We start from the raw sequence: 26,732 nt of genomic DNA, 5'->3' as shown, positions 1-26,732 counted from the left end.
GACTGTCTTTGTTGGTTTTCTTGGTAAGCGCCAATGATCGTTTATCAGCGTGCAGGAGGTGTCATGCTGTCTCGTCCCCCTATTACCATCAATCGGCTCGATGCCGATCGTCTGCAGCGTCTCATTGATGAGGCCAGTGACAAGGACCGCTTTGTGGCCGATGCTCTCGAGGAAGAGCTCGAGCGTGGCGAGGTGGTAGATCCCGAGGAAATTCCCGAGGATGTGGTCAGCATGAATAGCCGCGTCCAGTTCACCGATCTGAAACGCGACCGTCAGATGACGCGCACCCTGGTCTACCCCCATTCGATGGGTGAGGTGGAGGATGCCATCTCGGTGATGGCGCCGGTAGGTGCCGGTCTGATCGGCCAGCGGGTCGGTGACACCATCGACTGGCCGCTGCCCGACGGTGGTCAGGTGCATCTGCGGATAGATGCCGTTCTGTGGCAGCCCGAACGCGAGAAGCAGTACCACCGCTGAGGCCGCCGCGATGCCTTTCTCTCTATGGCTCTCTCTGGCGGCGGTATGTGCCATGGGGGCCATGTCGCCGGGCCCCAGCCTGGCCATGGTCCTGCGCCATACCCTGGGTGGCGGTCGTGCCCCTGGCGTGGTGGCAGGGCTCTCGCATGCCCTGGGCGTCGGCTTCTATGCACTGCTCACCGTGTGGGGGCTGGGCGCGCTGATCGTGCGTCAGCCGATGCTGTTCCAGATCATTGGCTGGGGCGGTGCGGCGTATCTGGCCTGGCTGGGCATACGAGCGCTGCGAGCCGGGCGCCACGGCCCACTGGAGGCGGGGGTGGTGGCGACCACACGCCGCCAGGCGGCTCGCGATGGTGTACTGGTGGCGCTGGGCAACCCCAAGCTGATCCTGTTCTTCATCGCCCTGCTCAGCCAGTTCATCAGCCCGGGCATGAGCCTGATGGCTCAAGGGGTGATCGTGTTCACCGCCATGCTGATCGATGGCGGCTGGTACGTACTGGTGGCCCTGGGGCTCTCCCACTCCCGGGTATTGCCCTGGTTGCAGCGACATGCCCACTGGATCAATCGCGCCACCGGCGTCATGCTCCTGGCCCTGGCGGCGCGGGTCGTCGCCGGAGCGCTGCCGGGCTGAACTCCTAGCCTGGCTGAACGCCTAGCCGGGCAGGCGTGCGAGTATCTCCGCGATTGGAGCTCCCATGGGCAACACGCCATAGGCGGGGCTCGCCTCGCTGCCCAGCCGCGTTCGGCAGAAGGTCTCGCCGACCGCATTCGGGGCATGGCGCAGCAGCAATGCCCCCTGCAGGCACTGAGCCAGGCGCTGGACGAGCCAGCGCGCCCTTGGTTCCCGCTCCGGCGGAGGGGCGTCGAGCAGTCGCTCCAGATCAACCAGGGCGGCGTCCAGCTCGCTCTGTTGCCCCCGCGCCGGGGCCAGCTCCTGCCATAGTGCCTCCACCACCTCGGGGTGGCGTGCAAGCGCCCGGAGCACGTCCAGGCAGATGACATTGCCCGAGCCCTCCCAGATCGAGTTGACCGGTGCCTCGCGGTAGAGGCGCGCCAGCGGTGCCTCCTCCACATAGCCGATGCCACCCAGGCACTCCATGGCCTCGGCGATGAACCCGGGCCCCCGCTTGTTGTGCCAGTACTTGGCCAGTGCCGGCATCAGCCGGGCCAGGGTGCGTTCGCTGGGATCGCCCCGGGCCGCGCCGTCGAAGGCGCGGGCGGTGCGCAGCGAAAGGGCGACACCGGCCTCCACCTCCAGCGCCATGTCGGCGATCACCGTCCGCATCAGCGGCTGCTCGGCCAGCACCCGGCCGAAGACCTGGCGGCCCTGGGCGTGGAGCCAGGCCTCGACCAGGGCCTGGCGCATCATGCCCACCGGGGCGGTAGCGGCATCCAGACGGGTCTGCTGCACCATCTCGAGGAGGGTGGCGATGCCGCGATCGAGTGCCCCGATGGGCTCGGCCCAGGCACCGTGGTACTCGATCTCCGCCGAGGCATTGGCACGATTGCCGCACTTGTCCTTGAGTCGCTGAATCTCGATGGTATTGCGTTCACCATCGGGGGTGAAGCGCGGTACGAGAAAGCAGCCCAGCCCAGCTCCGGTCTGGGCCAGCGTCAGGAAGGAGTCGGACATGGGGGCGCTGCAGAACCACTTGTGGCCGGTCAGTCGCCAGCCGCCCTCGGCGGGCTCTCCCTGAGGGGTGGCGCTGGGCTGGGCCTGGGTTGAATTGCTTCTGACATCGCTGCCGCCCTGCTTCTCGGTCATGGCCATGCCGAAGGTCAGCCCCTGTTTCTGGCTTGCCGGCAGGGCACGAGAATCATAGTGGTTGGCCAGCAGCCCCGGTACCCAGCGGGCCGCCACGCCGGGCGAGTGGCGCAGCACCGGCATGGCGGCATGGGTCATGGTTACCGGGCAGCAGAACCCCGGCTCGGCCTGGGTCATCAGATAGAGGGCGGCGACATGGGCCTGGTGGCCGCCACGGCCCTCCTGCTGCCAGGCCACGGCGTGCCAGCCGCCCTCGATGGCCAGGTCCATCAGCTGGTGATAGGCCGGGTGGTAGACCACCTCATCGAGCCGCCGCCCATGGCGGTCGAAGAGCCTCAGCTCGGGGGGGTGACGGTTGGCCTGCTCACCCAGGTCACGAACGCGCTCGCTGCCGATCTCGCGCCCCAGGGGGGCCAGATGCTCGGTTACCCAGGGCGGCGCTTCCCGGGCCAGGGCCTCACGCAGAGGAAGATCATCGATCAGCAGGTCGCGGTCGCCACCCGGGGGCGGTTGGTTGGCTACCTCGTGGGTAGTCAGGTGAATACGGGGGGCGTGATCGGGCATGGCGGCTCTCCGCGTCGGCGGCCTAGCTTGAGCATGGAACTCGCTGGGCGCGCGGTCAACGTGACGTCACGCCCGGGACTGGTTAGGCTGAAGGCATTTTTTCGGGAGCACAGCCATGATCGATGATTCGCGTCTGCCGGCGCCGCATATCGCCCGCGAGCGCATCCAGCTGGTGGATTCCCGCAATCGCCCATGCGGCAGTGCCTGGCGCGCCGAGATGCGTCGTTTCCGCTTCTGGCACCGTGCCACCTATGTGGTGGTGTGCAATGCTCGTGGCGAGCTCTGCGTCCAGCGCCGCACCCTGACCAAGGAGGTCTTCCCCGGCGGGCTCGACCTGGCCGCCGGTGGCGTGGTGGGGGCCGGGGAGGCGGTTCATCTGGCGGCCCGTCGCGAGCTCGAGGAGGAGCTGGGCATCCACGGTGCGACGCTGATGCCGGCGGGAGACTTCGTGCATGCCCGGGATGGCAACCATATCTTCGGGAGTCTCTACCTGGTCGAACATGATGGGCCCCTGGCCCTCCAGGCCGAGGAGGTGGCCGAGGCGTTCTGGCTGCCGCCCGCCGAGGCCCTGGCCCTGGACGGCATTACCCCGGATACCCGACAGGCCGTTGAGGCTCTGCGTGACGCGGGGCTGCTGGAGGGCGCTGCATGAACCGGCCCGTGAACCTCACCGACCTGGACGCCGTGACGGCAGCCCTCGAAAGGGTGGTGCTGGGCAAGTCTCGCGAGGTGCGACTGGCGCTCTGTTGCCTGCTGTGTCGTGGACATCTGCTGATCGAGGACCTGCCGGGCCTGGGCAAGACTACCCTGGCCCAGGCCCTGGCCAGGGTGACTGGACTGGGCATGCAGCGCCTGCAGTTCACCAGTGACCTGCTGCCTGCCGATGTGCTCGGTGTCTCGGTGTTCGATCCGCGTGAGGCGCGTTTCACCTTCCATCCCGGGCCAATCTTCCACGGCGTGGTGCTGGCCGATGAGATCAACCGCGCCACCCCCAAGACCCAGAGTGCTCTGCTCGAGGCCATGGAGGAGGGCAGGGTGACCGTGGAGGGGGAGACCCGCTCGCTGCCGGACCCCTTCTTCGTCATTGCCACCCAGAACCCCCAGGAGCAGGCGGGTACCTTCGCGCTGCCCGAGTCTCAGCTCGACCGCTTCCTGATGCGTCTCTCGTTGGGGTACCCCGATGCCCGGGCAGAGCGCGAGATCCTGAGCGGTCGTGCGGGTCGCGAGCATCTGGCCAGGCTGCCGGCACTGCTGGACGCCGAGCGGCTCCGCGCCTGGCAGGCGAAGCTGGCCGATATCCATGTGGCCGAGCCGCTGCTCGACTATGTGCAGGCGCTGGTTGCCGCCAGCCGCGACCATCCCGAGCTGGCCTGGGGGCTCTCGACTCGCGGCGCCCTGGCGCTGCTTCAGGCGGCGCGCGGCTGGGCGTTGCTCGAGGGGCGCGATCACGTGCTGCCCGAGGATGTGCAGGCGGTATGGGGACCGGTGGTGGGACATCGCCTGAGCAGCGGTCGGCGGGAGGAGGGCGAGGCCCTGGCCAACCATCTACTGGGCCGCGTGGCGGTGATGGGGTAGTCGTGCTCACCCGGTCGGCGGGGCGGCGCTGGTGGCGACGCATGGCGATCGCGCCGGGCATGGCGCTGCCCCAGCGTCGCCTCTTTCTGCTCCCCACTCGCTTCGGGGTGGGCTGGGCGGTGCTGGTCCTGCTGTTGCTGTTGCTTGGTATCAATTACCAGAACAGCCTCGCCTACGCTCTCTCCTTCTGGCTGTTTGCCGTGGCGAGCGTGGCGCTGCTGCGGACCTGGCGCAATCTGCTCGGCGTGCGTGCCACTCTGCGCCTGCCCGCCGAGACCTTCGCCGGCGACGAGGTGCGCCTCGGTGTGGTCCTGGAAGGAGGGCGCCCGCGCCATGCCATCGAGGTGCATGCCGCAGGGGGGAGGGTCACAGAAGAGAGTGCCAGGGCAGGGAGTACCATCCTGGATCTTGCCACGGGGCGTGGCGAGGCCACCCTGCGTCTGCCGGCCTGCCCCCGAGGGGAACAACGCCTGCCGCTGCTGCGCCTGGAGAGCGCCTGGCCGCTGGGCCTGGTCCGCGCCGTCGCCTGGCTGGCGAGTGACGAGGCGCTGCTGGTCTACCCGCGCCCCCGGGGCGAGGAGATTAATGAGCACCGCCATGCCGGGCCGGGTCTCGAGTCGGGCGATTTCGCCGGTCTGCGCCGCGCCGTGCCGGGTGACAGCCCGGCGCGACTGGCCTGGAAGCAGTGGAGCCGCACCGGTGTGCTGACGGCCAAGGTCTTCAGCACACCGCCACGCCAGCAGCTCTGGCTGGATTACGATGGCTGTCGTGGTGATCTCGAGACGCGCCTGTCGACCCTCTGTGCACGGGTGCTGACCCATCACCAGGCCGGTGATCGCTTCGGACTGCGCCTGCCGGGGGTGACCCTCGCTCAGGGCGAGGGGGCCTCCCAGCGCCGCCAGGCGCTGACGGCGCTGGCGCGCTTTCGTTCCGGCAGCAACCCGGGAGGCACACCATGAGTCGACGCGCGGCGGGGGCGGTGGTGCTGGCTGATGGTCATACCCTGAGTGCGTTCATGCTGCGCCGGCTGTTTGTCGGTCAGTGTCTGGTGCTGGCCCTGCATCTGACCTACATGCCCGCCTGGCTGGGCGGCCTCGCCGCCCTGGTAGCCGGTTACCGCTATCTTCAGCTGCGTCGTCGCCTGCCTCGTGCCGGGGTCGTGCTGCGCCTGGTCGGCGTCGCGGCCCTGGCCGGTGGCCTGTGGCTGCACTACGGCACCCTCGGGCGCATGGAGGCGATGATCGGCCTGCTGCTCGGGGTCTATCTGCTCAAGCTGCTCGAGACCCACAGCCGCCGTGACGCTCGAGTGGTCGTGCTGATCGGCATGGTCGCCACCACGGTGGCCTTCCTGCACAGCCAGGGCATCGCCATGGCCGCCGTGGCACTGCTGGCGGTGGCCTGGCTGATCTACTCGTTGGTGTGGCTGGCTGGCGCTGCCAATGCGCGGCAGGCGTGGCACGAGAGCGCCTGGCTGCTGGGGCTGGCGGCGCCGCTGATGGTGCTGCTGTTCCTGGGCTTTCCGCGCTTCGGCCCGCTGTGGAACCTTCCCCAGGCCGACCGTGCCGCCACGGGGCTGACCGATGAGATCGCTCCTGGCGATATCGCCGACCTGTCGCGCAGCGACCGCCGTGCCTTCAGGGCGCGCTTCGAGGGGGACGAACCCGCTCCGGGTGAGCGCTACTGGCGGGTCTACACCCTCTCGGAGTTCGATGGTGAGCGATGGCGACGGGCCTCGCCGTCGCGCTTTGCTACGGCGTTGGAACAGGGAGAGTCGCCCTGGGTGGCAGAAGGGAGGCGCTCCCCCTGGTCGTCGGTGACTGCGCCGCGCTTCGAGGCCGAGCTGCTGCTCGAGCCTGATAGACGCCCCTGGCGTCCCTCGCTGGGCACTCCTCAAATCAGCGGCGAGCGACTGCGCTGGCTGGCCGACGGTACCGTGGAGGGGCTCACGCCGCTCGCCTCGCGTGATCTGCTGCACCTTTCGAGCAGCGGCATGGCCCCGAGCTGGCTCGAGCCCCAGGGTATGCATCGGCACACCCGACTGCCCGCCGAGGGCAATCCACGCAGCCGTGAGCTGGCCCAGCGCCTGTGGCAGCAGGCTGAGGGCGAGCCTCGGGCCTTCCTGGCGGCCCTGATGTCGCGTTTCGGCGAGGCGCCGTTCCGCTACACCCTGTCCCCACCGCGGCTGACCTCACGCGATCGGGTCGACGAGTTCCTGTTCGAGAGTCGTGCCGGCTACTGCACCCACTACGCCTCGGCCATGGCGGTAATGGCCCGCTCCGTCGGGTTGCCGGCACGCATCGTGGCGGGCTTCCTGGGCGGTGAGCGCCACCCGGACGGTCACTTCACGGTGCGCGACTACGACGCTCATGCGTGGGTCGAGGTGTGGCTGGACGATAGCTGGCGGCGCCTGGATCCCACTGCCGCCATCGCACCTGAGCGTATCGAGCAGGGCGCGGCGGCGGTGGAGGGGGCTGGCGATGCCTATCTGGCCGACGCCCCCTTCTCGCCGCTCCATCTGCGGGGCGTGGGTTGGGTGAATCGTCTGCGGCTGGACTGGGAGCGTCTGGAATACCGCTGGCAGCGTGGCGTGATCGGCTACCGCGACGAAGCGCGCAGCGCACTGGTGGCCCGGGTGGTCGAACGGCTCCAGGCCTTCTGGAACGCCCTGCAGGAGCAGCTCTCCAGCCGCGCCCCCCTGACGTGGCTGATGGGCTTGGTGCTGGTGGGCGTGGGGCTATGCGGATTGCTGGTCGGGTTACGGGCCGCCTGGCGAGGGCATCGCGAGGGGCGCGACGAGGCGCTCAGGATCCGTCGGCTGCAGGCCTGGCTCACGCGGCGTGGCATGCCGCCCCACGGTGGAGAGTCGCCGGCCGCTCATCTGCGCCGCCTGGCCGGTTCCGCCGAAGCGGCTGGCCCCGCCCTGCGTGACTGTGCCCACCAGTTCGAGCGCCTGCGCTATGCACGTCTGGGGCCCGGCGAGCGCCGCAGCCGCCGCCAGATCCTGGGGCGTCGGGTCGCCGAGGTGAAGCGGCGATTGGCCAGTCAGGGTCGCCCGGGGTAGCGCCGCCGTGGGCGGCGTGGCATCGTGAAGGATATCGACTATCGGGGCCCGCGCATGACCATCCACGATCAACAGTGTCGCACCGCCCAGGGCGAGCCCTTCAACTTCGGCGCGCTGCGTGGCCAGGTGCTGCTTATCGTCAATGTCGCCAGTCGTTGCGGCTTCACGCCCCAGCTGCGTGAGCTGGAGCGACTCTATCGACGTTATCGCCAACGTGGTTTCATGGTGATCGGCTTCCCCTGCAATCAGTTTGGCCGCCAATCGCCGGAGTCCGCGCAGGAGTTCTGCACCTTGAGTGCGCGCGACTACCAGGTCAGCTTTCCGCTGATGGAGAAGGTGAAGGTCAACGGCGGTGATGCCGACCCGCTGTTTGTCGAGCTCAAGCGCCAGGCACCCGGACTGCTGGGCACCGGCATGATCAAGTGGAACTTCACCAAGTTCCTGGTGGGGCGTGATGGCCGGGTGATCCGTCGCTTCTCGCCCCGTGACGGGGAGGATGAGCTACGCATCGCCATCGAGCTGGCCCTGGATGAGACCTGAGGGGGGCTCGAGATCCTCTCGTTCCAGCCTGACGTTGCGAGAGCCTGTTCATCATGGAGGTGTCTCGCCGCGCTCTACCATCAGGCGGCCGATCAGTTCGTTCCAGCGATGCCGCGTCATCATGGTCGTCAGCCCCGAGAAGAGCGCCCAGCTCTTGCGTCGCCACCCCTTGAGCCGCAGATTGTGGGCCACCAGCTGCTTCATCAGCGCATATTCGTCGAAGCGCCGCCACTCGCCGACCACCGACATCTGGTGGCGCGCCAGGACCGGCGCCAGCTCGATGCGAAACACCCACTCCAGTTCGTTGACCGTAAGCCCGTGGCGTTCGATCACCTCGAGCATCTGCGCATAGTCGCGCTCGCCGGGTTCACGCTCCAGCCATAGCGGTGCCAGCGCCAGCCACAGTTCACCGCGTTCATCGACCAGGGTCTGGGCATCCATCGTTTGCTCCCGGGGGTTAGGCAAGGGTAACCAGCTTCAGGACGGCATCCTGCCCCAGCTACCGGTCGGGCTCAAGGGCGGACAGCGGTGGATGTGAACGGCTAGAATAGAGCGATTACCACTCCATGACAGGGTGGCCGAGGCCGCCCACCACACAAACAGCGAGGTCTGACGTGATCATCAAGCCCAAGGTACGCGGTTTCATCTGCACCACTACCCACCCCGTCGGTTGCGAGAAGAACGTGCTCGAGCAGATCGAGGCGACCCGGGCTCGCGGCCTGGACAAGGCCCTCGGTGACGGAGAGCCGCGCCCCAAGAAGGTGCTGGTGATCGGCGCCTCCAGCGGCTACGGCCTGGCGGCCCGCGTCACCGCCGCCTTCGGCTACGGCGCCGATACCCTGGGAGTGTTCTTCGAGAAGCCCGGCAGCGAGAAGAAGCCGGGCACCGCCGGCTGGTACAACAGCGCCGCCTTCGACAAGTTCGCCAAGGCCGAAGGACTCTACAGCAAGTCGATCAACGGCGATGCGTTCTCCCATGAGGCCCGCGAGAAGGCGATCGAGCTGATCCAGCAGGACCTGGGGCAGGTCGACCTGGTGGTCTACTCGCTGGCTTCACCGGTACGCAAGCTGCCCGACTCGGGCGAGCTCAAGCGTTCCAGCCTCAAGCCGATCGGCGAGACCTATCGCGCCACCGCCATCGATACCAACAAGGACACCATCATCGAGGCCGAGGTCGAGCCCGCCACCGAGCAGGAGATCGAGGATACTCGAGCGGTGATGGGCGGTGAAGACTGGGAACTGTGGATCGATGCCCTGGATCGTGCCGGCGTGCTGGCCCCCGGTGCCCGCAGCGTGGCCTTCAGCTATATCGGTACCGAGATCACCTGGCCGATCTACTGGCATGGTGCCCTGGGCAAGGCCAAGGAGGATCTGGATCGCGCCGCCGGCGAGATCAATCAGCGTCTTATGGCCACCGGCGGTGGCGCCAATGTGGCGGTGCTCAAGTCGGTGGTGACCCAGGCCAGTGCGGCCATTCCAGTCATGCCGCTCTATATCGCCATGGTCTACAAGGTAATGAAGGAGAAGGGGCTGCACGAGGGCACCATCGATCAGCTCAACCGGCTGTTCGGCGAGCGTCTCTACCTGGGCGAGGGGCAGGGCGACAGCGCCGAGACCGATGAGGCCGGCCGTCTGCGCCTGGATGACTGGGAGCTGCGCGATGATGTTCAGCAGGCGTGCAAGGAGCTCTGGCCGCGCGTGACCACCGAGAACCTCTTCGAGATTACCGACTATGCTGGGTACAAGCACGAGTTCCTGAAGCTGTTCGGCTTCGAGCGGGATGATGTCGACTATGATGCCGACGTGGATCCCGTGGCGGAATTCGATGTCGTAACCCTGTAAGGGCAGGGCGCCTCCCGGCGGCCTGCCTGATACTCGCAGACCCGGAGGGCGCATGGATACCCGTCAGAGCCAGACCCCCGAAGAGGAACTGCAGCACCTCAAGGAAGTGAACGAGCCCGAAGACTTCGCCCACCCCGAGCCCGATGAGACGCAGCCCGAGGCGCGCGAGCCCTCCCGGGGCCTGCCTTGGCTGCTGCCGCTGGTCATCGTGCTGGCGGTTGCCGTGCTGGGTTATCTACTGGTGGTGGGCATGAGCGGCTAGCCGTGCGCGACCGGTAGGGCTGCCGCGAGTCGGGGCTTTGGCTACAATGGGCGATCCTGTTGTTTCGAGAGTCCCGCATGCCCGATATGCCAGCCACCTCCACCGCCTCACCCCTGCGTCGGGTAGGGGTGGTGGTAATGCCGGGATTCTCCCTGCTGTCCGAGGCATGTGCCACCGAGCCGTTGGCGGTGGCCAATCGGCTGGCCGACACTCCTCTCTATTCTCTCGTCACCCTGGGGCTGGATGATCGTCCGGTTCCCAGCGGTTCGCGTCAGGTGCTGACTCCCGATCGCGCCATCGCCAAGGATGACGCCCTAGACCTGCTGTTGGTCTGCGCTCCCTGGGGCGAGGCACCGGAGCCGACGCTGCTTGTCTGGCTACGGCGGCTGGCCGCCCAGGGACGCAGCCTGGCGGGCATCGGTGGTGGTGCCGAGCTGCTGGCCAGTGCCGGCCTGCTCGACGGTTATCGGGCCACGGTGCCCTGGCCTCGGTTCGAGGCGGTGGCGGGCGCTCATCCGAGGGTCCGCCTCTCGCGTCAGCTGTTCGAGATCGACCGCGACCGGTTGACCTGCGGCGGCGGTACCGCGGCCATGGACATGATGATGACCCTGATAGCGACGCATCATGGCAGCGAGCTTGCCGAGCGGGTCTCGGCGCACTTCGTGCTGGAGCGAGTCCGCATGGCCGACGAGCCCCAGTCATCGGCGCCGCTGGCCGGCGCTCCTCAGAGCCTGGTCGATGCCGTGAGCCTGATGGAAGCCAATATCGAGGAGCCCCTGACGACCCATGAGCTGGCCGAGCATCTGGGGGTCTCCCGTCGCCAGCTGGAGCGCCTGTTCAAGAAACACCTGCAGGCGGTGCCGAGCCGCTACTACATGGGGCTTCGGCTGCAGCGGGCCCGGCGCCTGCTGCGCGAGAGCGACCGTCCGGCGGGCGAGATCGCTCTGCTGACCGGCTTCTCCTCGGCGGCGCACTTCTCCACCACCTACCGCAACCACTTCGGACAAACGCCCAGCGAAGAGCGCCTGAGCTGATCAGGCCGGCCTGGCCAGCAGGGCGCGAACCAGCGAGCCCATCATCACCGGCGTATCCTGCTCGATAACGAAGCCGCCGGCCTCGAGCAGCGGGCGGGCCTGACGGGTAATGTCGGTGGCGATGGCCGAGGTCAGGGCGTTGAGGGCCTGGCGACCCATGCCGGAGGGGCGATCATCGGCCTGAAACTTGTCCAGCACGCATAGCTGGCCGTCCGGTTTCATCACCCGCCTTGCCTCGTCCAGACCACGCTGCGGGTCGGGCATCACCGCGAGTATCAGGTGCATCACCACCACATCGAAGTGGTCGTCCGGGTACTCCAGGCACTCGGCATCCATCACCGTGGTCTGGACGTCCATGCCCAGCGATTCGGCGCGGCGCGCGAGACGTCGCACCATGGCCGGCGCAAGGTCGCTGGCATGCAGTTCGACGTCCCGGGGCAGGAAGTAGAGATCGAGCCCGGTACCGGCGCCCACCACCAGCACCCGCATGCCGCGCTGCCAGTGCACCTGGGAGAGGGCGATGCGGCGTGCACGGCGGAAGACGCGCCGGGCCACGGCGTCGTAGATGGGCGCATAGAGGCTATAGCGCCGTCGGTTCCAGGTGGTGGTATTGAACATGCGCGGCTCCTCGCAGGGGAACGTCTCCAGCCTAGCCCAACCAGCTGGAGTGGGGGGCTTTTTCAAAAGTTGGCGTCCCAACGCTGAAAGCGAAGAGGGGCGCGTCTCTCTATACTCGAGGGCTGGCGCATCCAGAATGCGCTTTCCCGACTTCACAGGAGGATGTCATGAGCCAGACCCCGACCCGCGCCGACTTCGACCACTACATGGTGCCGAACTACTCCCCCCAGCAGGTGATTCCGGTGCGCGGCGAAGGCAGCCGACTGTGGGACCAGCAGGGCCGTGAATATATCGACTTCGCCGGCGGCATTGCGGTCAACGGGCTGGGACACTGCCATCCGGTGCTGGTCGAGGCGCTCAAGGAGCAGGCCGATCGGCTCTGGCATCTCTCCAACGTCTATACCAACGAGCCTGCCCTCAAGCTGGCGCGTACCCTGGTGGAGCGCACCTTCGCCGACAAGGTGTTCCTGTGCTCCTCCGGGGGAGAGGCCAACGAGGCAGCGCTCAAGCTGGCCCGGCGCTGGGCCTTCGATCAGGCCGGTGAACACAAGCACCGTATCGTCTCCTTCTCCCAATCCTTTCACGGGCGCACCTTCTTCACCGTCAGCGTGGGCGGTCAGCCCAAGTATGCCCAGGGGTTCGGCCCGGTGCCGGGTGGCATCGTCCATGGTGAGTACAACAATCTCGACAGTGTACGGGACCTGATCAACGACGATACCTGCGCGGTGATGGTGGAACCGATGCAGGGCGAGGGTGGGGTGCTGCCCGGTCAGCGTGACTTCCTGCAGGGGCTGCGCGACCTGTGCGATGCCCACGATGCCCTGCTGATCTTCGACGAGGTGCAGACTGGCGTGGGCCGTACCGGCTCGCTCTATGCTTACCAGCAGCTCGGCGTGACCCCGGATATTCTCACCAGCGCCAAGGCCCTGGGTGGCGGCTTCCCGGTAGGTGCCATGCTGGCCACCGACCGTGTCGCGCCGTCCTTTTCCATGGGCACCCATGGCTCCACCTATGGTGGCAACCCGCTGGCCTCGGCGGTGGCACTTGCGGCCATCGAATATATCGACACCCCCGAGGTGCTGGAGGGCGTCAGGCAGCGTCACGACCTGTTCCGTGAGCATCTGGAGGCGATCAACGCCAGGTACGGGGTGTTCCGCGAAGTGCGCGGCATGGGACTGCTGGTCGGTGCCGAGATGAGCGAGGCGTGGCGTGACCGGGCCAAGGATATCCTGCCGCTGGCCATCGAGGAGGGTGTGATGGCCCTGGTCGCCGGGCCCAATGTGTTGCGCATGGCACCCTCGCTGGTGATTCCCGAAGCCGATATTGCCGAGGGCATGGTACGTCTGGAGCGAGCCGTGGCGCGCCTGGTCGATGCCTCGTGAACGAGAGAGGAGACGCCACCATGCTCGTCGTGCGTCCGATTGCCGCGGCCGATCTGCCCGCCCTGGAGCGGCTGGCGGGGGGCGCCGTGCCGCGACTTACCAACCTCCCGGTCCATCGCGATCGTCTCGAGGAGCGTATCGCACGCTCGCGTCAGGCCTTCACCAAGTCGGTGGAGTGCCCCGGTGACGAGCACTATACCTTCGTGCTCGAGGACCTGGTCCTTGGCGAGGTGGTGGGTACCGCTACCGTGCGGGCCCAGGCCGGCGCCCAGGATGCCTACTACACCTATCGCCAGGAGACGCTGATCCACGCCTCCCAACAGCTCAATGTGCGTCGTGAGGTGCAGACCCTGGCGCTATCCCACGAGGTCTCTGAGGCGAGTCTGCTGTGTGCCTACTCGCTGGCGCCGCGCTACCGTGGCACCAGCGCCGAGAGCCTGTTGCGACGAGCACGCCTGATGCTGATCGCTCAGTATCCCGAGCGCTTTGCCAAGCTGCTGGCCATGGCCTTCCCGGGCTATCTGGACGTGGATGGAGAGTCGCCTTTCTGGAACAGCGTGGGGCGCCACTTCTTCGTGCGTGACTATGAAGAGATCAATACCCTGGCCGGGGTGCGCTCGAAGAGCTTTATCGCCGAGGTGATGCCGCAGTTTCCGCTCTACCTCTCGCTGCTTACGCCCCAGGCACGGGCCGCCATCGGTCGTGAACACCCCGACCATGAGGTAGCCCTGGCGGAGATGCTCGGCGAAGGGTTTCAGCGCTCCCGTCACGTCGATATCTTCGACGCCGGCCCGGTGATCAAGGCCGAGCGGGAGCGCCTGCACAGCTTCCGTCGCGCCGCCTGGCATCCCGTGCGCATCCGTCCCGCCCACACCCTGCCCGATGCCGAACCGGCCATGATCGCCAACCAGCGTCTGGCCGACTACCGCTGCCTGGTGGCACGCTACGCGCTATCCCCCACCGGTCAGTTGATGCTCTCGCCGGAGCATGCCGAGGTGCTGGGCGTGGAGGAGGGGCGTGCGGTGCTGGCCGCGCCACTCAGCCTGCCCGGCGGCGAGGATCCGTCGGGCGAGGTTCATGACCCGGGCTATGACGAGGGGGAGCTGTAATGCGTATTCGACCCATCGCCGAGGGTGATCTGGAGGAGCTTCAGGCGCTGGCCCGGGAGACCGGCGTCGGCTTCACGTCGCTGCCCGACAATCGCGACTTCCTGGCCGCAAAGATCGCCGCCACCACCGACACCTTCCTGGAACGCACACCCCCCGGGCGTCGCAACTACTTCTTCGTGCTCGAGGATGAAGTCAGCGGTCAACTCGCCGGCTGCTGTGCCATCGAGGGTGAGGTGGGGCGCGAAACGCCTTTCTATCACTACCGTCTGGGAACACTGGCCCACTCATCGGTGCAGCTCGACCTGCATCGCACCATCGACACCCTGTTCCTGTGTTCGGATCACACCGGTGACGCGGAGGTGGCCTCGCTGTTTCTGCGCCCCGCCTACCGCGGCGGCGACCACCGACACGAGCGTAACGGCGCCCTGCTCTCCATGGTGCGCTGGCTGTTCATGGCGGAGTTTCGCGACCGCTTCCCCGAGAAGGTGCTCGCGGAGATGCGTGGAGTCTTCGACGAGCAGGGCAAGAGTCCCTTCTGGTACTGCCTGGGCAGCCACTTCTTCCCCATGGATTTCGATGAGGCCGACCGCCTGACCGGGCTGGGCCAGAAGAGCTTTATCGGGGAGCTGATGCCCAAGTATCCGATCTACACCCCCTTCCTCTCCGACGAGGCGCGGGCCTGCATCGGCAAGGTTCACGAGCAGACCCGGCCGGCCCTGGCCATGCTAAAGAAGGAGGGACTGCGCTGGGAAGGCTACATCGACATCTTCGATGGTGGCCCTACCGTCGAGGCCTATCTCGATGATGTGCGAGGAGTGCGCCTGTCACGACGCTGTGTGGCGAAGACCGATACTGGCCTGACCGAGCCAAGCGAGCGTCCGCGCTGGCTGGCGGCAACCACCGAGATGGCTCACTTCCGTGCCGCCTGGGTGGGGCGCGGTCCCGATGCGGATGGCACCCTGCACCTTACTGCAGCCGAGGCGGCCCGCCTCGAAGTGGAGACGGGCGCGACTCTGCGAATCCTGGATACCGAGGAGGATGCATCATGAAGCCGACCCAGTCGTTGCTGATCGGTGATCGCTGGCGCGAGGGTGCCGCTGCACCCTTTACCAAGCTCGATGGGGTAACGAACGAGGCTCTGTGGCAGGGCGGAGGTGCCAGCGCCGAGGACGTCGCCGCCGCGGTGGATGCGGCACGCGAGGCCTTTCCGGACTGGGCCCGGACCTCCTTCGCCGAGCGCCAGGCGCTGGTGGAGCGTTTTCGGGAGGTGCTGGAGACCCACCGCGAGGATCTGGCGGCGGCGATCGCTCACGAGACCGGCAAGCCGCTGTGGGAGGCGCGCACGGAGGTGGGTGCCATGATCGGCAAGGTGGCGATCTCGCTGCGAGCCTGTCAGGAGCGTACCGGTCAGCGCGAGCGTGACCTGGGAGAGGCGCGTGCCGTGCTGCGTCATCGGCCTCATGGGGTGATGGCGGTGTTCGGTCCCTATAACTTCCCGGGGCATCTGCCCAACGGTCATATGGTGCCGGCGCTGCTGGCCGGCAACAGTGTCGTGTTCAAGCCCAGCGAGCAGTCGCCGCTTACCGCTGACCTGACCCTGCAGTGCTGGCAGGAGGCGGGCCTGCCGGCCGGGGTGATCAACCTGGTGCAGGGCGGAGCGGAGACCGGTCAGGCACTGGCCGCACACCCCGGCATCGATGGCCTGCTGTTCACCGGCAGCGCCAAGGTGGGGGGGATCCTGCACCGTCAGTTCGCTGGTCAGCTGGACAAGATCCTGGCGCTGGAGCTGGGCGGCAACAATCCGCTGGTGATCCGGGACGTGCCCGACCAGGATGCCGCGGTCCTGACCATCCTGCAGTCGGCCTTTCTCTCCGGCGGCCAGCGTTGCACCTGCGCGCGTCGCCTGATCGTACCCGAGGGGGATGTGGGCGACCGCCTTGTCGAGGCCCTGGTGGATGCCATCTCACGGTTGCGGGTCGCCGCCCCCTTCAGCGAACCGGCCCCCTTCTACGGCGGCCTGGTCAGCGTGGCCGCCGCCGACGGCCTGCTGGCGGCCCAGGCGGCCCTGGAGGCGCAGGGTGGCACGGTGCTGGCGCGCATGGAGCGACTCGAGGAGGGCACCAGCCTGCTCAGTCCGGCGCTGATCGATGTCACCGGCCTGGAGGTGCCCGACGAGGAGCACTTCGGCCCGTTGCTGCGGGTGCATCGTTACCGCAGCTGGGACGAGGCGCTGGAGCTGGCCAATGCCACTCGCTACGGGTTGTCTGCGGGGCTGATCGGTGGCACGCCCGCCGACTGGGACGACTTCCTGCTGCGCATTCGGGCGGGCATCGTCAACTGGAACCGCCAGACCACCGGCGCCTCCGGCGATGCTCCCTTCGGCGGGGTGGGGGATAGCGGCAACCATCGGCCGAGTGCCTACTACGCGGCGGACTACTGTGCCTATCCGGTGGCCTCCATGGAGAGCGAAGACCTGCACCTGCCCGACCAGCTGCCCCCGGGAGTGAGCCTGTGAACGAGAACCTGAAGCCAGAGCAGGGTCTCACGGATTACCGTGAGGTCAATTTTGATGGCCTGGTGGGCCCCACCCACAACTATGCCGGCCTGGCGCTGGGCAATGTGGCATCGATGCGCCATGGGGGCCTGGAGGCCAACCCCAGGGAGGGGGCCCTGCAGGGGCTGGCCAAGATGAAGGCGTTGATGAATGCCGGCTACCTCCAGGGAGTGCTGCCGCCCCAGCAGCGCCCGGACCTGGGCGCGTTGCGAACGCTGGGCTTTACCGGCAGTGATGAGCAGGTGCTGGCACGGGCCGCTGGCGAGGCGCCGCAGCTACTGCGCGCGGTATGTTCCGCCGCGAGCATGTGGACCGCCAATGCCGCTACCGTGACGCCCAGCCGAGATGCTCCCGATGGCCGCGTGCACTTTACCCCTGCCAACCTGCAGTCGAGCTTCCACCGCTATCTCGAGCCCGCCACCACCGGACGCGTGCTGGCGGCGATCTTCCGCGACCCGGCGCGCTTCGCCCACCATCCGGTGCTGCCCGCCACCCCGGCCTTCTCCGACGAGGGGGCGGCCAACCATACCCGCCTGGCCGGCGAGCATGGCGAGGCGGGAGTGCATCTCTACGTCTATGGCCGCACCGCCTTCGGCTGGGGCAATCAGGAGAACCCGGCGCCCCGGCGCTTTCCGGCGCGTCAGACCCTGGAGGCGAGCCAGGCGGTGGCGCGCCAGCATGGCCTCTCCGCGGCGCAGACGGTATTCGCTCAGCAGCACCCCGGGGCCATCGACGCCGGGGTCTTCCACAACGATGTGATCGCGGTGGGCAACGGCCCGGTGCTGCTCTACCACGAGATGGCCTTCCTGGATGAGGAGGGCACCCTGGAGGCCCTGCGCGAGCGCATGAGCACGCCGCTGATTCCCCTGCGAATCCCCCGAGAGGCGGTGAGTCTCGAGGATGCGGTGGGGTCGTATCTCTTCAACTCACAGCTGCTCTCCAATGCGGATGGCTCCATGACCCTGGTGGTGCCCGGCGAGTGTCGAGAGAACGAGAGTGTCTGGCGTACCCTGCAGGACCATCTGCTGGCCGGGGCCAACCCCATCGGCGAGGTGGTGGTCAAGGACGTCAAGCAGAGCATGCGTAATGGTGGTGGCCCCGCCTGTCTGCGACTGCGGGTGGTGCTGGCGGCCGAGGAGCGTGCCGCGCTCTCCGGTCGTGTGCTGCTCGATGACGCGCTGCATGCCGAGCTGGTGGGCTGGGTGAAGCGTCACTACCGCGACCGCCTCACCCCCGAGGATCTCGCCGATCCGGCCCTGGCCAGGGAGACACTGACGGCACTCGATGAACTCAGCCAGCTGCTGGGCATCGGTAGCGTCTATCCCTTCCAGCTGGAGGGGGTGTGACGCAACCGAGACGTGATGAGGCGCTGCCCGGTGAGGCATTGAGTGAGGAGACGTCCCGCCGGCCTCTCGTGACGAGCACGCCGTTGAGCGCCTATCGGCATGCCCTGGCCCACCAGGGGTTCGTCGAGGACAGGCCCCAGCGGGTCGCCGCCGAGGCCCTCGAGGCCTGTTTCGATGACGTGCATGCCGTGGCGCCACAGCCCCGGGTGGCGGGCGTCTACCTGTGGGGGCCAGTGGGGCGCGGCAAGACCTGGCTGATGGACGCCTTCCATCGGGGCCTTCGCGTGCCCGCGCGACGTCAGCACTTCCATCACTTCATGCGCTGGGTGCACCGTCGACAGTTCCAGCTCGGCGGCACCCCGGAACCTCTGGTTGCCCTGGCCCGGGAGCTGGCGGCCGAGGTCCGCGTGCTCTGTCTCGACGAGCTGTTCGTCAACGATATCGCCGATGCCATGCTGCTTGGCGGTCTCCTGACGGCACTCTTCGAGCAGGGTGTCGTGCTGGTCTGCACCTCCAATCAGGCACCTCATCAGCTGTATGCCGACGGCTTCAATCGCGAGCGCTTCCTGCCCGCCATTGCCGCCATCGAGCGCCATATGCGTACCGTCGATCTCGGCGAGGAGCAGGATCATCGTTTGCATCCCGGGCGCCGCCATCAGCGCTATTGGGTCGTCGAGAGCGGAAGCCCGAGGGCGCTGCCCACTCTCTTCGACGAGCTGACGGCCGGCGAGCAGACGACCCAGGCCCCCATCGAACTGGGCCATCGCACCATCGCGGTGCTTGGGCGCAGCGACTCGGTCGTCTGGTGCGGCTACTCGGAGCTCTGCGAGCAACCCCTGGCGGCGCTGGACTTCATCGAGCTGGTCGACCGCTTTGGGCATATCCTGCTCGATGACGTGCCCTGCCTGAGTGATGCACCTCTGGTGCGAGGCATCGCCAGGGGAACCGAGGATGGCGTCAGCCGTGTCGAGGCGGGAGATCGGGAGCTGCCACCGCTGACGCGCCGCGATGATGGCGTGCGGCGTTTCATCGCCCTGGTCGACGAGTGCTATGACCGACGCACGCCGCTCTATCTGGAGGCGGAAGTCGCCATGGAGGCGCTCTATCCCCAGGGACACCTGGCCTTTCCCTTTCGACGCACCCTCAGTCGGCTGCGGGAGATGCAGCTGGCCCGATTCGGCACAGGAGGAGACTGACTCCTTCGGAGCCGTGTGACATGGTCTATGCTGTGCGGCCATTCGAGGCCGGACCAGCGGGAGAGGGCATACCGTGAATGAGTTGATCTACTGGCTGGACCTGGCGGGAGTCATTGTCTTTGCGTTGTCGGGGGTGGTGCTGGCCTGCCGCAAGAGCATGGACCCCTTCGGCATGCTGGTGCTGGCCGCCGTGACCGGTATCGGCGGAGGCACCCTGCGCGACCTCGTGCTCGGTGTACGGCCGGTATTCTGGGTCACCGACCCGACCTACCTGTGGGTCATCCTGGCCACGGTGGCCCTCGCCATCCTCGGGTTCCACTATATCCACCGCCTCTCGCGCGGCTTTCTGCCGGTGGCCGATGCCTTTGGGCTGGCGCTGTTCGTGGTGATCGGTGCCCACAAGGCGCTCCAGATGGGGACGTCGGGGCTGGTGGCCGTACTGATGGGGATGATGACCGGGGTGGCCGGCGGCATGGTGCGCGATGTGCTGGCGCGCCGTGTGCCCATGGTGCTGCGTGAGGAGATCTACGCCACCGCGGCGATCGCCGGTGGAACCGCCTATGTGAGTCTGGATGCGTTCGGGGCTCCCGGCCCCCTGGCCATTGCCCTGTCGCTGCTGACGACTCTCGGTATCCGCCTGGCCGCCATATACTGGCGGCTGGCTCTGCCGACCTTTGCCTGGGTGGAGATCCCTAGAACTCCCGAGCCATCTCCGCCGGTCGCCAAGGGCGAGCCGCCGGCACCGCCTGCCGAGCCACCACGGCCCAAGGTAAGAGTCCGCATGATTCGTCCCGAGCAGTCACGGCGCAGGAAGAAACGCTCATGAGCCTGCCCCTGCCCAGCCTCCACGCGCGGCAGCTGTCATGGCTTGCCCTCTGTGTGCTGGCGCTGCAGCTTTCGGCCTGTGCCGTGCAGCAGCTCGATGCCGGCCCGGCCGAACGCCACCGGCTGGCGGCGGAGCGAATCCGGGCGACCTATGAAGCCGTGCTCCCCGAACTCTCCGGCGGCAAGCGCCGCCACTACGCCCAGCGCCTCTACCGAGTGAGCGGCGAGGAGCGTTACCTGCCGGCCAACCGTGAGTATATGCTGCACCTGGCGGGGCGCCTGGAGGCCGAGATTGCCGAGCTCGCAGTGCCAGGGCAGATCGAACGGCTCGCCAGAGAGAGCGTCGAGGGGTACCCGCGGCGCACCGCAAAGCAGCGTGCCCGGGCCGAGATGTTCTCCCGGTGGGGCGAGTTCGCCTATGCCAAGGGGCTGCTGTTCCGACTGGTGCAGGCGCACTGCCACGGCATGCTGGACGAGGTTCCCGGCCATGAGCGGGCGCTGGACTATCTGGAAGATCTACCCTGGGAGGCGTTCCTGACCGACCCGGAAGTGCTGGAAGTCTATGCCGCCCAGGTCGCCAATCAGGTGCACTTCCTTCACCAGCTCGGCGTGATGGATCTGCGCCGGGAGGTGGAGGCCGTCTTCCGGCGGCGCTATCCCCCGGACACTCTGGCGCTCCTGTCGACCGCCGAGTATCGCAACTGGCTCTACGGGCTGACACACTTCATCATTGCCGCGAGCCGTTACTACCAGCAGAAAGTGGATGACGAGGAGTATGCCTGGATACTCGAAGCATTCTCGGAACAGTCCGAGCGGATCATGCGCGACGCCACCGAGGATATCCAGGCGGAGGTGGCGTTGAGCTTCCTGCTCGCCGGCCAGGAGGAGCATCCGCTGGTCAGGCAGATTCGTGACCTCCTGGCCGCGGCGGTGGAACCCGCCAGCGGCATGATTCCCTCGCCGGACCGCAGCACCAACCTGGAGGAGGGCGAGCACCGCAATGTGTTGGCGATCATGGTGCTGGGGTGGCAGGGGCGGCTGTATCCGGGGCCTGCCTGGCCGGCTCTCTAAAGATTGGTCGCCGCTGTTTGCGGTAGTCGGCTTGTTGATTCGAGCTGTTCAGACAGCTGCTTCTGTATGTGCTGGTATAACGGGACGAGTTGAGGGTTCATGCCGGCTTCGGCCTGTTTCCGGCTAATGCAGTAGGCGCGTCTCTTGCCGTGGAGATCGATCTCTCCCCCCACCTGGGTGAAGTGGAACCCCGACATGGAAAGAAGACGGTGCAACCGTGGCTCCATCATGGCGTAGGCCAGGTGAGTGCCGGTCAATCGGCCAACGGCACACCCCGAAAGGAAGAGAGCGTTGGCCAGAAAGGAGAAGGTTCGCCTGTCCCTGAAGCGGGCCTGGTCAGGCGAGGATGAGTGCCCGCAGGCCTGCTTACCCTTCAGTGTCGGCCTGAAGTGTGGCGATATCGCCAGCCGTGAAATTTCATAGAAGCTTCCTCTTGTCGCCTGGTCAGGATGCAGGGGTGAGTCGTACAGGCTCTCCTCCGCATAGGATTGCAGAGGAAGCCTGTCGAGGGGAGCGTCGGCTCCGGGTAAGGGGGTGACGAGTCGGGTGCAGGCGGCAGTCAGACCGGTGGTGCGATGACGAACCAGGCAGTGCAGTGCCTCATTATCGAAGATGTCGTATTCCAGACGGCGCACGGGATCCGTGGGTGGAATGCCTTTGATTTCTTCGCAATACACGTCATGGCGCAGTCGAAAAGCCTGCTCCCTCTCTGCTTCACTGCGGGCGATCTGGAAGCTGAACTCTGTCATGAAACGTGCCAGCAAGAGGGTCGTGTCCTTTGCGGCTTCGTTATCAGGTCGCAGGCTCTTCATTCAGGCTGCTTAGTAGTGATGGGGAGTGTCTGAGCGGGGGGGAGTGTCTGAGGCAAAGTCATGGTTCTCGTTGAGTGCAAAGGCTGTGCTGGCTTTTATCGGGCTACCGAGATAGTAACCTTGGCCATAGGAAATTCCATAGGAGGCCAGGATTGGCAGCTGAGCTTCCTGTTCGACGAATTCTGCTACGACCTGCTTGTCGAAGCCGTTGGCGATATCGGCAATAGCCTTGACGATAACACGGCTTTCGTTGTCGTCCAGCAGCTGACGGATAAAGCTACCGTCAATCTTGATATAATCGACCGGCAGCCGGCTCAGATAGTGGAAGTTACTGAAGCCTACGCCAAAGTCATCCAATGCAGTACGACACCCCAAATCGCGCAGCGACTGCAATACACCGCGAGCGGTGGCGAAATCAGTGACTGCGGCCGTCTCGGTAACCTCCAGGATCAGCTGCTCGGGAGCAACACCACTGGTGATGATCTCTTCGGCAAGATATTGCTTCAGGTCTTCATCGTGGAGCGAGGGACCGGAAAGGTTGATGGCCAGGCTGATCTCCTTGCCCTTCAGCTTGGCCAGCACGTCAAGGGCCTGATGGATGACCCATCGATCGATCTGAAGGATCTGACCGCTATGTTCGGCCACCGAGATAAACGCGCCCGGAGAGATCAACTCGCCGCTATCGTCCTGCATCCGGATCAGCACTTCATAGTGGCGGATATCGCGATCCCTAAGCCGCACGATGGGCTGCACCATCAGTACAAAGGCGTTCTCTTCCAGGGCGCGATGAATGCGCTCCTCCCAGTAGACGCGTTCCTTGAGCTCACCGCGGGCATTCTCGAGCGTCGATAGCAGGTGCCAGCGCTGACTGCTCGACTCCTTGGCCTTGTACATCGCCATGTCGGCACTGGCCAGCAGGTCGGTCGCGTTGTCGCCATGCGTCGGGAAGAGGGCAATACCGGTGCTTGCCGCGATCCGGTGGCGTCGCTCGCCCAGCTCAAGCGTCACGGTGGCAAGGAGCTGATTGATCTGCTGAGCGATACGGGTCGCCAGGTTTCTGTCGGCACCTCTCACCAGCAAGGCAAATTCGTCGCCGCCCAGGCGTGCCAGAGTACCGCGGTGCCCCAGCTCCTCCTGCATTACCCTGGCTACCTGGCGCAGAAGCTGATCGCCGGCCTGATGACCGCTGAGTTCATTGACGTCCTTGAACTGGTCCAGGTCGAGCAGCAGAAGGGCGCCGGAGTGCTCCTGTGTGATCGCGTCATCGAGGGCTTCCTTGAAGAAGCGGCGGTTGTAGAGTCCGGTCAGCGGGTCACGCTCGGCCAGCCAGGTCAGCCGGGCCTCGGCCACCTTGCGCTCGGTGATATCGAGCCCAACAGAGATCCTGCCAGCCGCCTCCCCGGCCATGCCTGGCAGGGGGGCGTGATACCAGGCGATGGTGTGTTGGTGCCCATTGGGAGTGACCAGCAGACGCTCCTCCTGGCCCCTGCCGTCGATGCCGACTAGCGGCTGGCTATGGGGGCCGAACACATCGTCGAAGAGTCGCTTGAGCAGCAGCTTCTCGTTTACCCCCATGACGGATAGCGCATAGTCGTTGACCAGGGTGATGCGGTCGTCGGCATCCAGAGTAATGATAAAGACCCGAGCGGTGTCGAGCAGACTGCCGATGAAGTCACGCTCCTGAGCCAGTTCCTCCACGCGTGCGGCCAGCTCGTCACCACGTATGCCAACCTCTTCCTCGAGATCCTCCAGCTGATTGGCCAGATGCAGGGTTGCACCTTCGAGGCTATCGATCTCATCCGGGAAGCGGCTGTCGGGGCGAGGAATGGCCCTCCTGGCGCTGTCGAACTCTCCCTGGGCCAGGCTCGGCAGTATGCCCGAGATGCGGCGCAGCCGTGCCATGGGGCTGAGCAGAATGGCCAGCAACAGCAGTTCAGCGGCCAGCCAGCCGCCGAGACCGATGATCGCCAGGGTGCGAGTATCCTGGCGGATGGCCTCGACCTGGTCGGTAATATCGTTGGTGAAGAGAATGTAGCCAGCACCTCGCTGATCGTCGTCTTCGCTCATGGACACGCCGCTTACTTCTATTTCGCGCGTTGCATGGCGAAAACGATAGGGGCGCTGTGTGAGCTCCTCGAGACGAGTCTCACGGGAGGCCTGACGCAGCGCCGGCAGGCTCTCGTCCTGCCCGGTCAGGGCGATCAGCTGCCCTCGCCACTCACTCAACCAGCGCTCTTCGGGGAGGTCCCTGCTCTGCGTCCCTTCGACCAGTAGCAGGCCGACGTCGCCCTGGGTGATCTGGTGGGCCTGGCGCATGACGTCGGCCAGCGAGCGCGACAGGACCACCACCCCGACGCTTCTGCCTTCGACCAGTACTGGAACTGCCGCGTACTGTCGACAATCAATGCTACAGCGCAGGGACGTCAGCGGCTTGTCGGTATCGATGACCCGTTGGACCCAGCGCTGCACCGGTCGTCCATGCGATGACTGGGCAGCGCCCCAGCTGGCCGTCTGTGTTCCCTGGGTGTCGAAGATAAGAATTTCGTCGACTCCAGATTCCAGCTGGAGTGTTGGCCACTGCGGCTCCAGTGTCTCCGGCAGTGCTTCGCCCCCGCGATCCGGCAGCGCGGCCCCCAGCCCTTGGGTCGCGGCCACCAGCGAGGCGAGTTGGCGAACGCTCTCCTCTGAACGCTGAATGGCCTGATGCATTTCACTGGCCTGACGTTGAGCGTTTTTCAGCCTGCTCTGCTCGAACTGTCGCGACAGATTGGCATGGCCGATCCATGAGAACGCCAGTACAAGACCCAGCACCAGCAGACTGCTCAAGGCGATGACACGCCAGGTCAGGCTGAGGCGTCGACGGCGTACTGCGGGGGGAGGCGCTGATCTCATTTCGCCAAGGCATCCTGGTTCGGTGCAGGCGCCTAGAAGCGCAGGGAGAGTTGGAAGAGCAACATATTCCAGCGGCGGCTTGTGGCGGCGGGGTCCGGGTTGTCCTGCGCGGGTAGCCACCCCGTGCCATCCACGTGGTGGTACTCGGCCGCCAGCTTCAGGCGGTGGCTTACATTCCACTGCAGCCCCAGTGTGATGTCATCGGCAAACTGGCTGTGGGCAGGACCGGCTCCACTCGACTCATAGGCTTGACCGGAGCGATCATCGCGATTGCTGATCAGGCTGTCATAACGAACCAGCCACTGCCAGTCGTCATGAAAGCGGCGAGCATACTGCAGGTACCAGCTCTCGCCGGTCACGTCGAAGTTCAGGAAGGGATTGGCGAAACCCTCGAGTGTCGATTGGCGAATCGCATATTCCCCGGTGAGACTCCAGAGTTCCGCGTTGTACTGCAGCGACAGGATCCAGGGTTGGAAATGAAAGTCGCCACTGTTCATCCCGGAGGTTCGTGGTTCGAACCTGGCCTTGGCACTCGCTGCACTGAGTGCGGCGATGACTCTGCCACCATCATGTTCGTACTTGATCTGAGCGATGGTGGACTCACGCGGCTCAAGCTCACCTGGCGTGTCCTCCAGGCGCATGGTTCGGCGCAGGTCGTCCTCAGCCTGGGGCTTGCCAAAGCCTATCTGTGTTCTCAGTGTGCCGTGTGGCAGGCTCTCTTCGTGATAGAGCGTGACGCCGTCACCGGAGAGTGCCAACGAGCGTGTCCTGTCGAAATAGATGGACTGGGGCAGCAGGATGCTCGGACGTGTAAAGGCGACATCACGTGTCTGGTTGTAGAAACCGAAAGGATTCTTGCTGCGCCCGAGCTGAATGCCGAAGGTCCGTTGCTGACTGGATACCATCTGATAGTCGAGCACCCCGTAGTCCAGGACTGGCCTGGCGTCTCTGCCGTCGCCGCCAGCCCGTCGACTGAGTACCTGGGCGGCAAGCAGCAGATCCTGATGGGGGCGAAGCGAGACATTGGCTCCGATCTCGGTATATTTAAGGCTGCCTCCGTCCTCGCTGCTGGGACCAAAGACATTATTGTCATCGGTGATCACCAGCGCCTGGCTAAGGAAGCCATGCATCTGCAGGGTATCCAGCGCGCCTTCGCTGGCCAGTGCCTGTCCCGACAAGGTCGTCAGGGCAGTCACCAACAGAGGCGCGAGGCGTCTTTCAATCCATTGAAATGACTTGGACACGTTCATCCAGGTACTCCCTTTCCAGATAGCCTATTGCGCCGGGTGTGGTGGCGATGCGCTCGAGCATCTCGGTCTGGTGCCTCACGCGGTCCGGCGCCTGGCCGGTGCCGGAGAAGACCATGCGATCCCAAGCCAGCTGCAGTTGATGGGGATAGACAGTCAGGCGCTCCTTGACGAAGCGTTCATGGACCGGATGGCCGTTGGGTAGCACGAACACTCGAACAGCCTGACCATCCGGCCAGGTACGCTGGCGCATGGCAAAAATGGCTCGCGTGGTATCCCGCGTAAGGTGCTGAGTGGTGACATCGGCATGAGCGACAAGCAGTAACGTCTGATCGCCGGCGACGCTTCTGCTCCCCGTCAGGGCAATTAGACAGAGTAACAGAGCGGTCTTCAGCCACCCCATGTTTCGCCCTCGGGCAGGGTGGCATCGCGGTGCGGCAGCGAGGCGGGGTGGCAGAAGTGTGGCATGTGCAATGGCGTCTCTGATCGCGTCACAGGGCGGGTATGGCGCTGAAGACCACGGTGAATCGAGGCAGGCTTCGGCTCATAAGCTACATGACG

The 26,732-nt window shown here is 66.0% G+C and carries 25 protein-coding genes; 18 read left to right on the top strand and 7 right to left on the bottom strand.

Annotated elements, in window-relative coordinates:
- Positions 1 to 63 precede the first annotated feature (63 nt).
- Both rnk and GRB80_RS07480 read left to right on the top strand, forming a co-directional pair.
- A complete protein-coding gene (rnk, locus tag GRB80_RS07485) occupies positions 64 to 477 on the top strand; it encodes a nucleoside diphosphate kinase regulator (protein ID WP_132042005.1) in 414 nt (137 codons plus the stop codon).
- Positions 478 to 487: 10 nt separating this feature from the next.
- Positions 488 to 1,108, top strand: a complete 621-nt coding sequence (locus GRB80_RS07480; protein ID WP_161423114.1) for a LysE family translocator — start codon at positions 488 to 490, stop codon at positions 1,106 to 1,108.
- Positions 1,109 to 1,129: 21 nt separating this feature from the next.
- On the opposite strand, the gene GRB80_RS07475 is transcribed toward GRB80_RS07480, so the two are convergent.
- Entirely contained in the window at positions 1,130 to 2,806 is a 1,677-nt protein-coding gene (locus GRB80_RS07475; RefSeq protein ID WP_161423113.1) for an acyl-CoA dehydrogenase family protein, read from the bottom strand.
- A 115-nt stretch (positions 2,807 to 2,921) separates the two neighbouring features.
- On the opposite strand from GRB80_RS07475, the gene GRB80_RS07470 reads away from it, so the two are divergent.
- From GRB80_RS07470 to GRB80_RS07450, 5 genes are read left to right on the top strand one after another with little or no spacing between them, the layout of a single operon-like run.
- Positions 2,922 to 3,458: an NUDIX hydrolase gene (locus tag GRB80_RS07470; protein ID WP_132042008.1), complete on the top strand. Its 537-nt coding sequence runs from the start codon at positions 2,922 to 2,924 to the stop codon at positions 3,456 to 3,458.
- A complete protein-coding gene (locus tag GRB80_RS07465) occupies positions 3,455 to 4,381 on the top strand; it encodes an AAA family ATPase (protein WP_161423112.1) in 927 nt (308 codons plus the stop codon). The genes GRB80_RS07470 and GRB80_RS07465 overlap by 4 nt, the downstream gene beginning before the upstream one ends.
- A gap of 41 nt (positions 4,382 to 4,422) precedes the next feature.
- The gene (locus GRB80_RS07460) at positions 4,423 to 5,340 is read left to right on the top strand and encodes a DUF58 domain-containing protein (protein WP_161423111.1); all 918 of its coding nucleotides are present in this window, start codon (positions 4,423 to 4,425) and stop codon (positions 5,338 to 5,340) included.
- The gene (locus GRB80_RS07455) at positions 5,337 to 7,442 is read left to right on the top strand and encodes a transglutaminase TgpA family protein (protein ID WP_161423110.1); all 2,106 of its coding nucleotides are present in this window, start codon (positions 5,337 to 5,339) and stop codon (positions 7,440 to 7,442) included. The genes GRB80_RS07460 and GRB80_RS07455 overlap by 4 nt, the downstream gene beginning before the upstream one ends.
- A gap of 54 nt (positions 7,443 to 7,496) precedes the next feature.
- Positions 7,497 to 7,982 carry a glutathione peroxidase gene (locus tag GRB80_RS07450; RefSeq protein WP_132042083.1) on the top strand — a complete coding sequence of 162 codons (486 nt, stop codon included), beginning with the start codon at positions 7,497 to 7,499 and terminating at the stop codon, positions 7,980 to 7,982.
- A 51-nt stretch (positions 7,983 to 8,033) separates the two neighbouring features.
- On the opposite strand, the gene GRB80_RS07445 is transcribed toward GRB80_RS07450, so the two are convergent.
- Positions 8,034 to 8,423 carry a DUF7079 family protein gene (locus GRB80_RS07445; RefSeq protein WP_161423109.1) on the bottom strand — a complete coding sequence of 130 codons (390 nt, stop codon included), beginning with the start codon at positions 8,421 to 8,423 and terminating at the stop codon, positions 8,034 to 8,036.
- Between the two features lie 173 nt (positions 8,424 to 8,596).
- On the opposite strand from GRB80_RS07445, the gene fabV reads away from it, so the two are divergent.
- From fabV to GRB80_RS07430, 3 genes are all read left to right on the top strand, one after another.
- Positions 8,597 to 9,823 (top strand): enoyl-ACP reductase FabV, encoded by a 1,227-nt coding sequence (gene fabV, locus GRB80_RS07440; RefSeq protein ID WP_132042013.1) that lies wholly within the window; start codon positions 8,597 to 8,599, stop codon positions 9,821 to 9,823.
- Between the two features lie 52 nt (positions 9,824 to 9,875).
- The gene (locus tag GRB80_RS07435) at positions 9,876 to 10,085 is read left to right on the top strand and encodes a hypothetical protein (protein WP_132042014.1); all 210 of its coding nucleotides are present in this window, start codon (positions 9,876 to 9,878) and stop codon (positions 10,083 to 10,085) included.
- 77 nt (positions 10,086 to 10,162) lie between these two features.
- Positions 10,163 to 11,119: a GlxA family transcriptional regulator gene (locus GRB80_RS07430; RefSeq protein WP_202597182.1), complete on the top strand. Its 957-nt coding sequence runs from the start codon at positions 10,163 to 10,165 to the stop codon at positions 11,117 to 11,119.
- On the opposite strand, the gene GRB80_RS07425 is transcribed toward GRB80_RS07430, so the two are convergent.
- Positions 11,120 to 11,737, bottom strand: a complete 618-nt coding sequence (locus GRB80_RS07425) for a class I SAM-dependent methyltransferase (protein ID WP_161423108.1) — start codon at positions 11,735 to 11,737, stop codon at positions 11,120 to 11,122.
- Positions 11,738 to 11,904: 167 nt separating this feature from the next.
- Here GRB80_RS07425 and GRB80_RS07420 point away from each other — a divergent pair, with 167 nt between their 5' ends.
- The 8 genes from GRB80_RS07420 (at position 11,905) to GRB80_RS07385 (ending at position 21,220) form a co-directional block, all read left to right on the top strand.
- Entirely contained in the window at positions 11,905 to 13,119 is a 1,215-nt protein-coding gene (locus GRB80_RS07420) for an aspartate aminotransferase family protein (RefSeq protein WP_161423107.1), read from the top strand.
- A 20-nt stretch (positions 13,120 to 13,139) separates the two neighbouring features.
- Positions 13,140 to 14,228, top strand: a complete 1,089-nt coding sequence (locus GRB80_RS07415) for an arginine N-succinyltransferase (RefSeq protein ID WP_161423106.1) — start codon at positions 13,140 to 13,142, stop codon at positions 14,226 to 14,228.
- Positions 14,228 to 15,277 (top strand): arginine N-succinyltransferase, encoded by a 1,050-nt coding sequence (astA, locus tag GRB80_RS07410; protein ID WP_161423105.1) that lies wholly within the window; start codon positions 14,228 to 14,230, stop codon positions 15,275 to 15,277. Before GRB80_RS07415 ends, astA begins: the two co-directional genes overlap by 1 nt.
- Entirely contained in the window at positions 15,274 to 16,743 is a 1,470-nt protein-coding gene (gene astD, locus GRB80_RS07405) for a succinylglutamate-semialdehyde dehydrogenase (protein WP_161423104.1), read from the top strand. The genes astA and astD overlap by 4 nt, the downstream gene beginning before the upstream one ends.
- Entirely contained in the window at positions 16,740 to 18,128 is a 1,389-nt protein-coding gene (gene astB, locus GRB80_RS07400; RefSeq protein ID WP_309663517.1) for an N-succinylarginine dihydrolase, read from the top strand. The genes astD and astB overlap by 4 nt, the downstream gene beginning before the upstream one ends.
- Positions 18,125 to 19,324 carry a cell division protein ZapE gene (zapE, locus tag GRB80_RS07395; protein WP_309663519.1) on the top strand — a complete coding sequence of 400 codons (1,200 nt, stop codon included), beginning with the start codon at positions 18,125 to 18,127 and terminating at the stop codon, positions 19,322 to 19,324. The genes astB and zapE overlap by 4 nt, the downstream gene beginning before the upstream one ends.
- Positions 19,325 to 19,397: 73 nt before the next feature.
- The gene (locus tag GRB80_RS07390; protein ID WP_161423103.1) at positions 19,398 to 20,150 is read left to right on the top strand and encodes a trimeric intracellular cation channel family protein; all 753 of its coding nucleotides are present in this window, start codon (positions 19,398 to 19,400) and stop codon (positions 20,148 to 20,150) included.
- Complete coding sequence (locus tag GRB80_RS07385) at positions 20,147 to 21,220, top strand: DUF3541 domain-containing protein (protein WP_161423102.1); 1,074 nt, start codon at positions 20,147 to 20,149, stop codon at positions 21,218 to 21,220. The genes GRB80_RS07390 and GRB80_RS07385 overlap by 4 nt, the downstream gene beginning before the upstream one ends.
- Here GRB80_RS07385 and GRB80_RS07380 read toward each other — a convergent pair.
- From GRB80_RS07380 to GRB80_RS07365, 4 genes are read right to left on the bottom strand one after another with little or no spacing between them, the layout of a single operon-like run.
- Positions 21,217 to 22,032, bottom strand: coding sequence for a PEP-CTERM/exosortase system-associated acyltransferase (locus GRB80_RS07380; protein WP_161423101.1), 816 nt, complete (start codon positions 22,030 to 22,032; stop codon positions 21,217 to 21,219). The genes GRB80_RS07385 and GRB80_RS07380 overlap by 4 nt on opposite strands.
- Positions 22,033 to 22,041: 9 nt before the next feature.
- A complete protein-coding gene (locus GRB80_RS07375; protein ID WP_161423100.1) occupies positions 22,042 to 24,924 on the bottom strand; it encodes a bifunctional diguanylate cyclase/phosphodiesterase in 2,883 nt (960 codons plus the stop codon).
- Between the two features lie 32 nt (positions 24,925 to 24,956).
- Positions 24,957 to 26,174, bottom strand: coding sequence for a hypothetical protein (locus GRB80_RS07370; RefSeq protein ID WP_237561937.1), 1,218 nt, complete (start codon positions 26,172 to 26,174; stop codon positions 24,957 to 24,959).
- Positions 26,143 to 26,574: a hypothetical protein gene (locus tag GRB80_RS07365; RefSeq protein ID WP_161423099.1), complete on the bottom strand. Its 432-nt coding sequence runs from the start codon at positions 26,572 to 26,574 to the stop codon at positions 26,143 to 26,145. Before GRB80_RS07365 ends, GRB80_RS07370 begins: the two co-directional genes overlap by 32 nt.
- Between the last annotated feature and the right edge of the window lie 158 nt (positions 26,575 to 26,732).

It is taken from the genome of Halomonas icarae (assembly GCF_009901955.1).
Classification (GTDB): domain Bacteria; phylum Pseudomonadota; class Gammaproteobacteria; order Pseudomonadales; family Halomonadaceae; genus Halomonas; species Halomonas icarae.
This window is presented reverse-complemented; position numbering and strand designations above follow the sequence as displayed.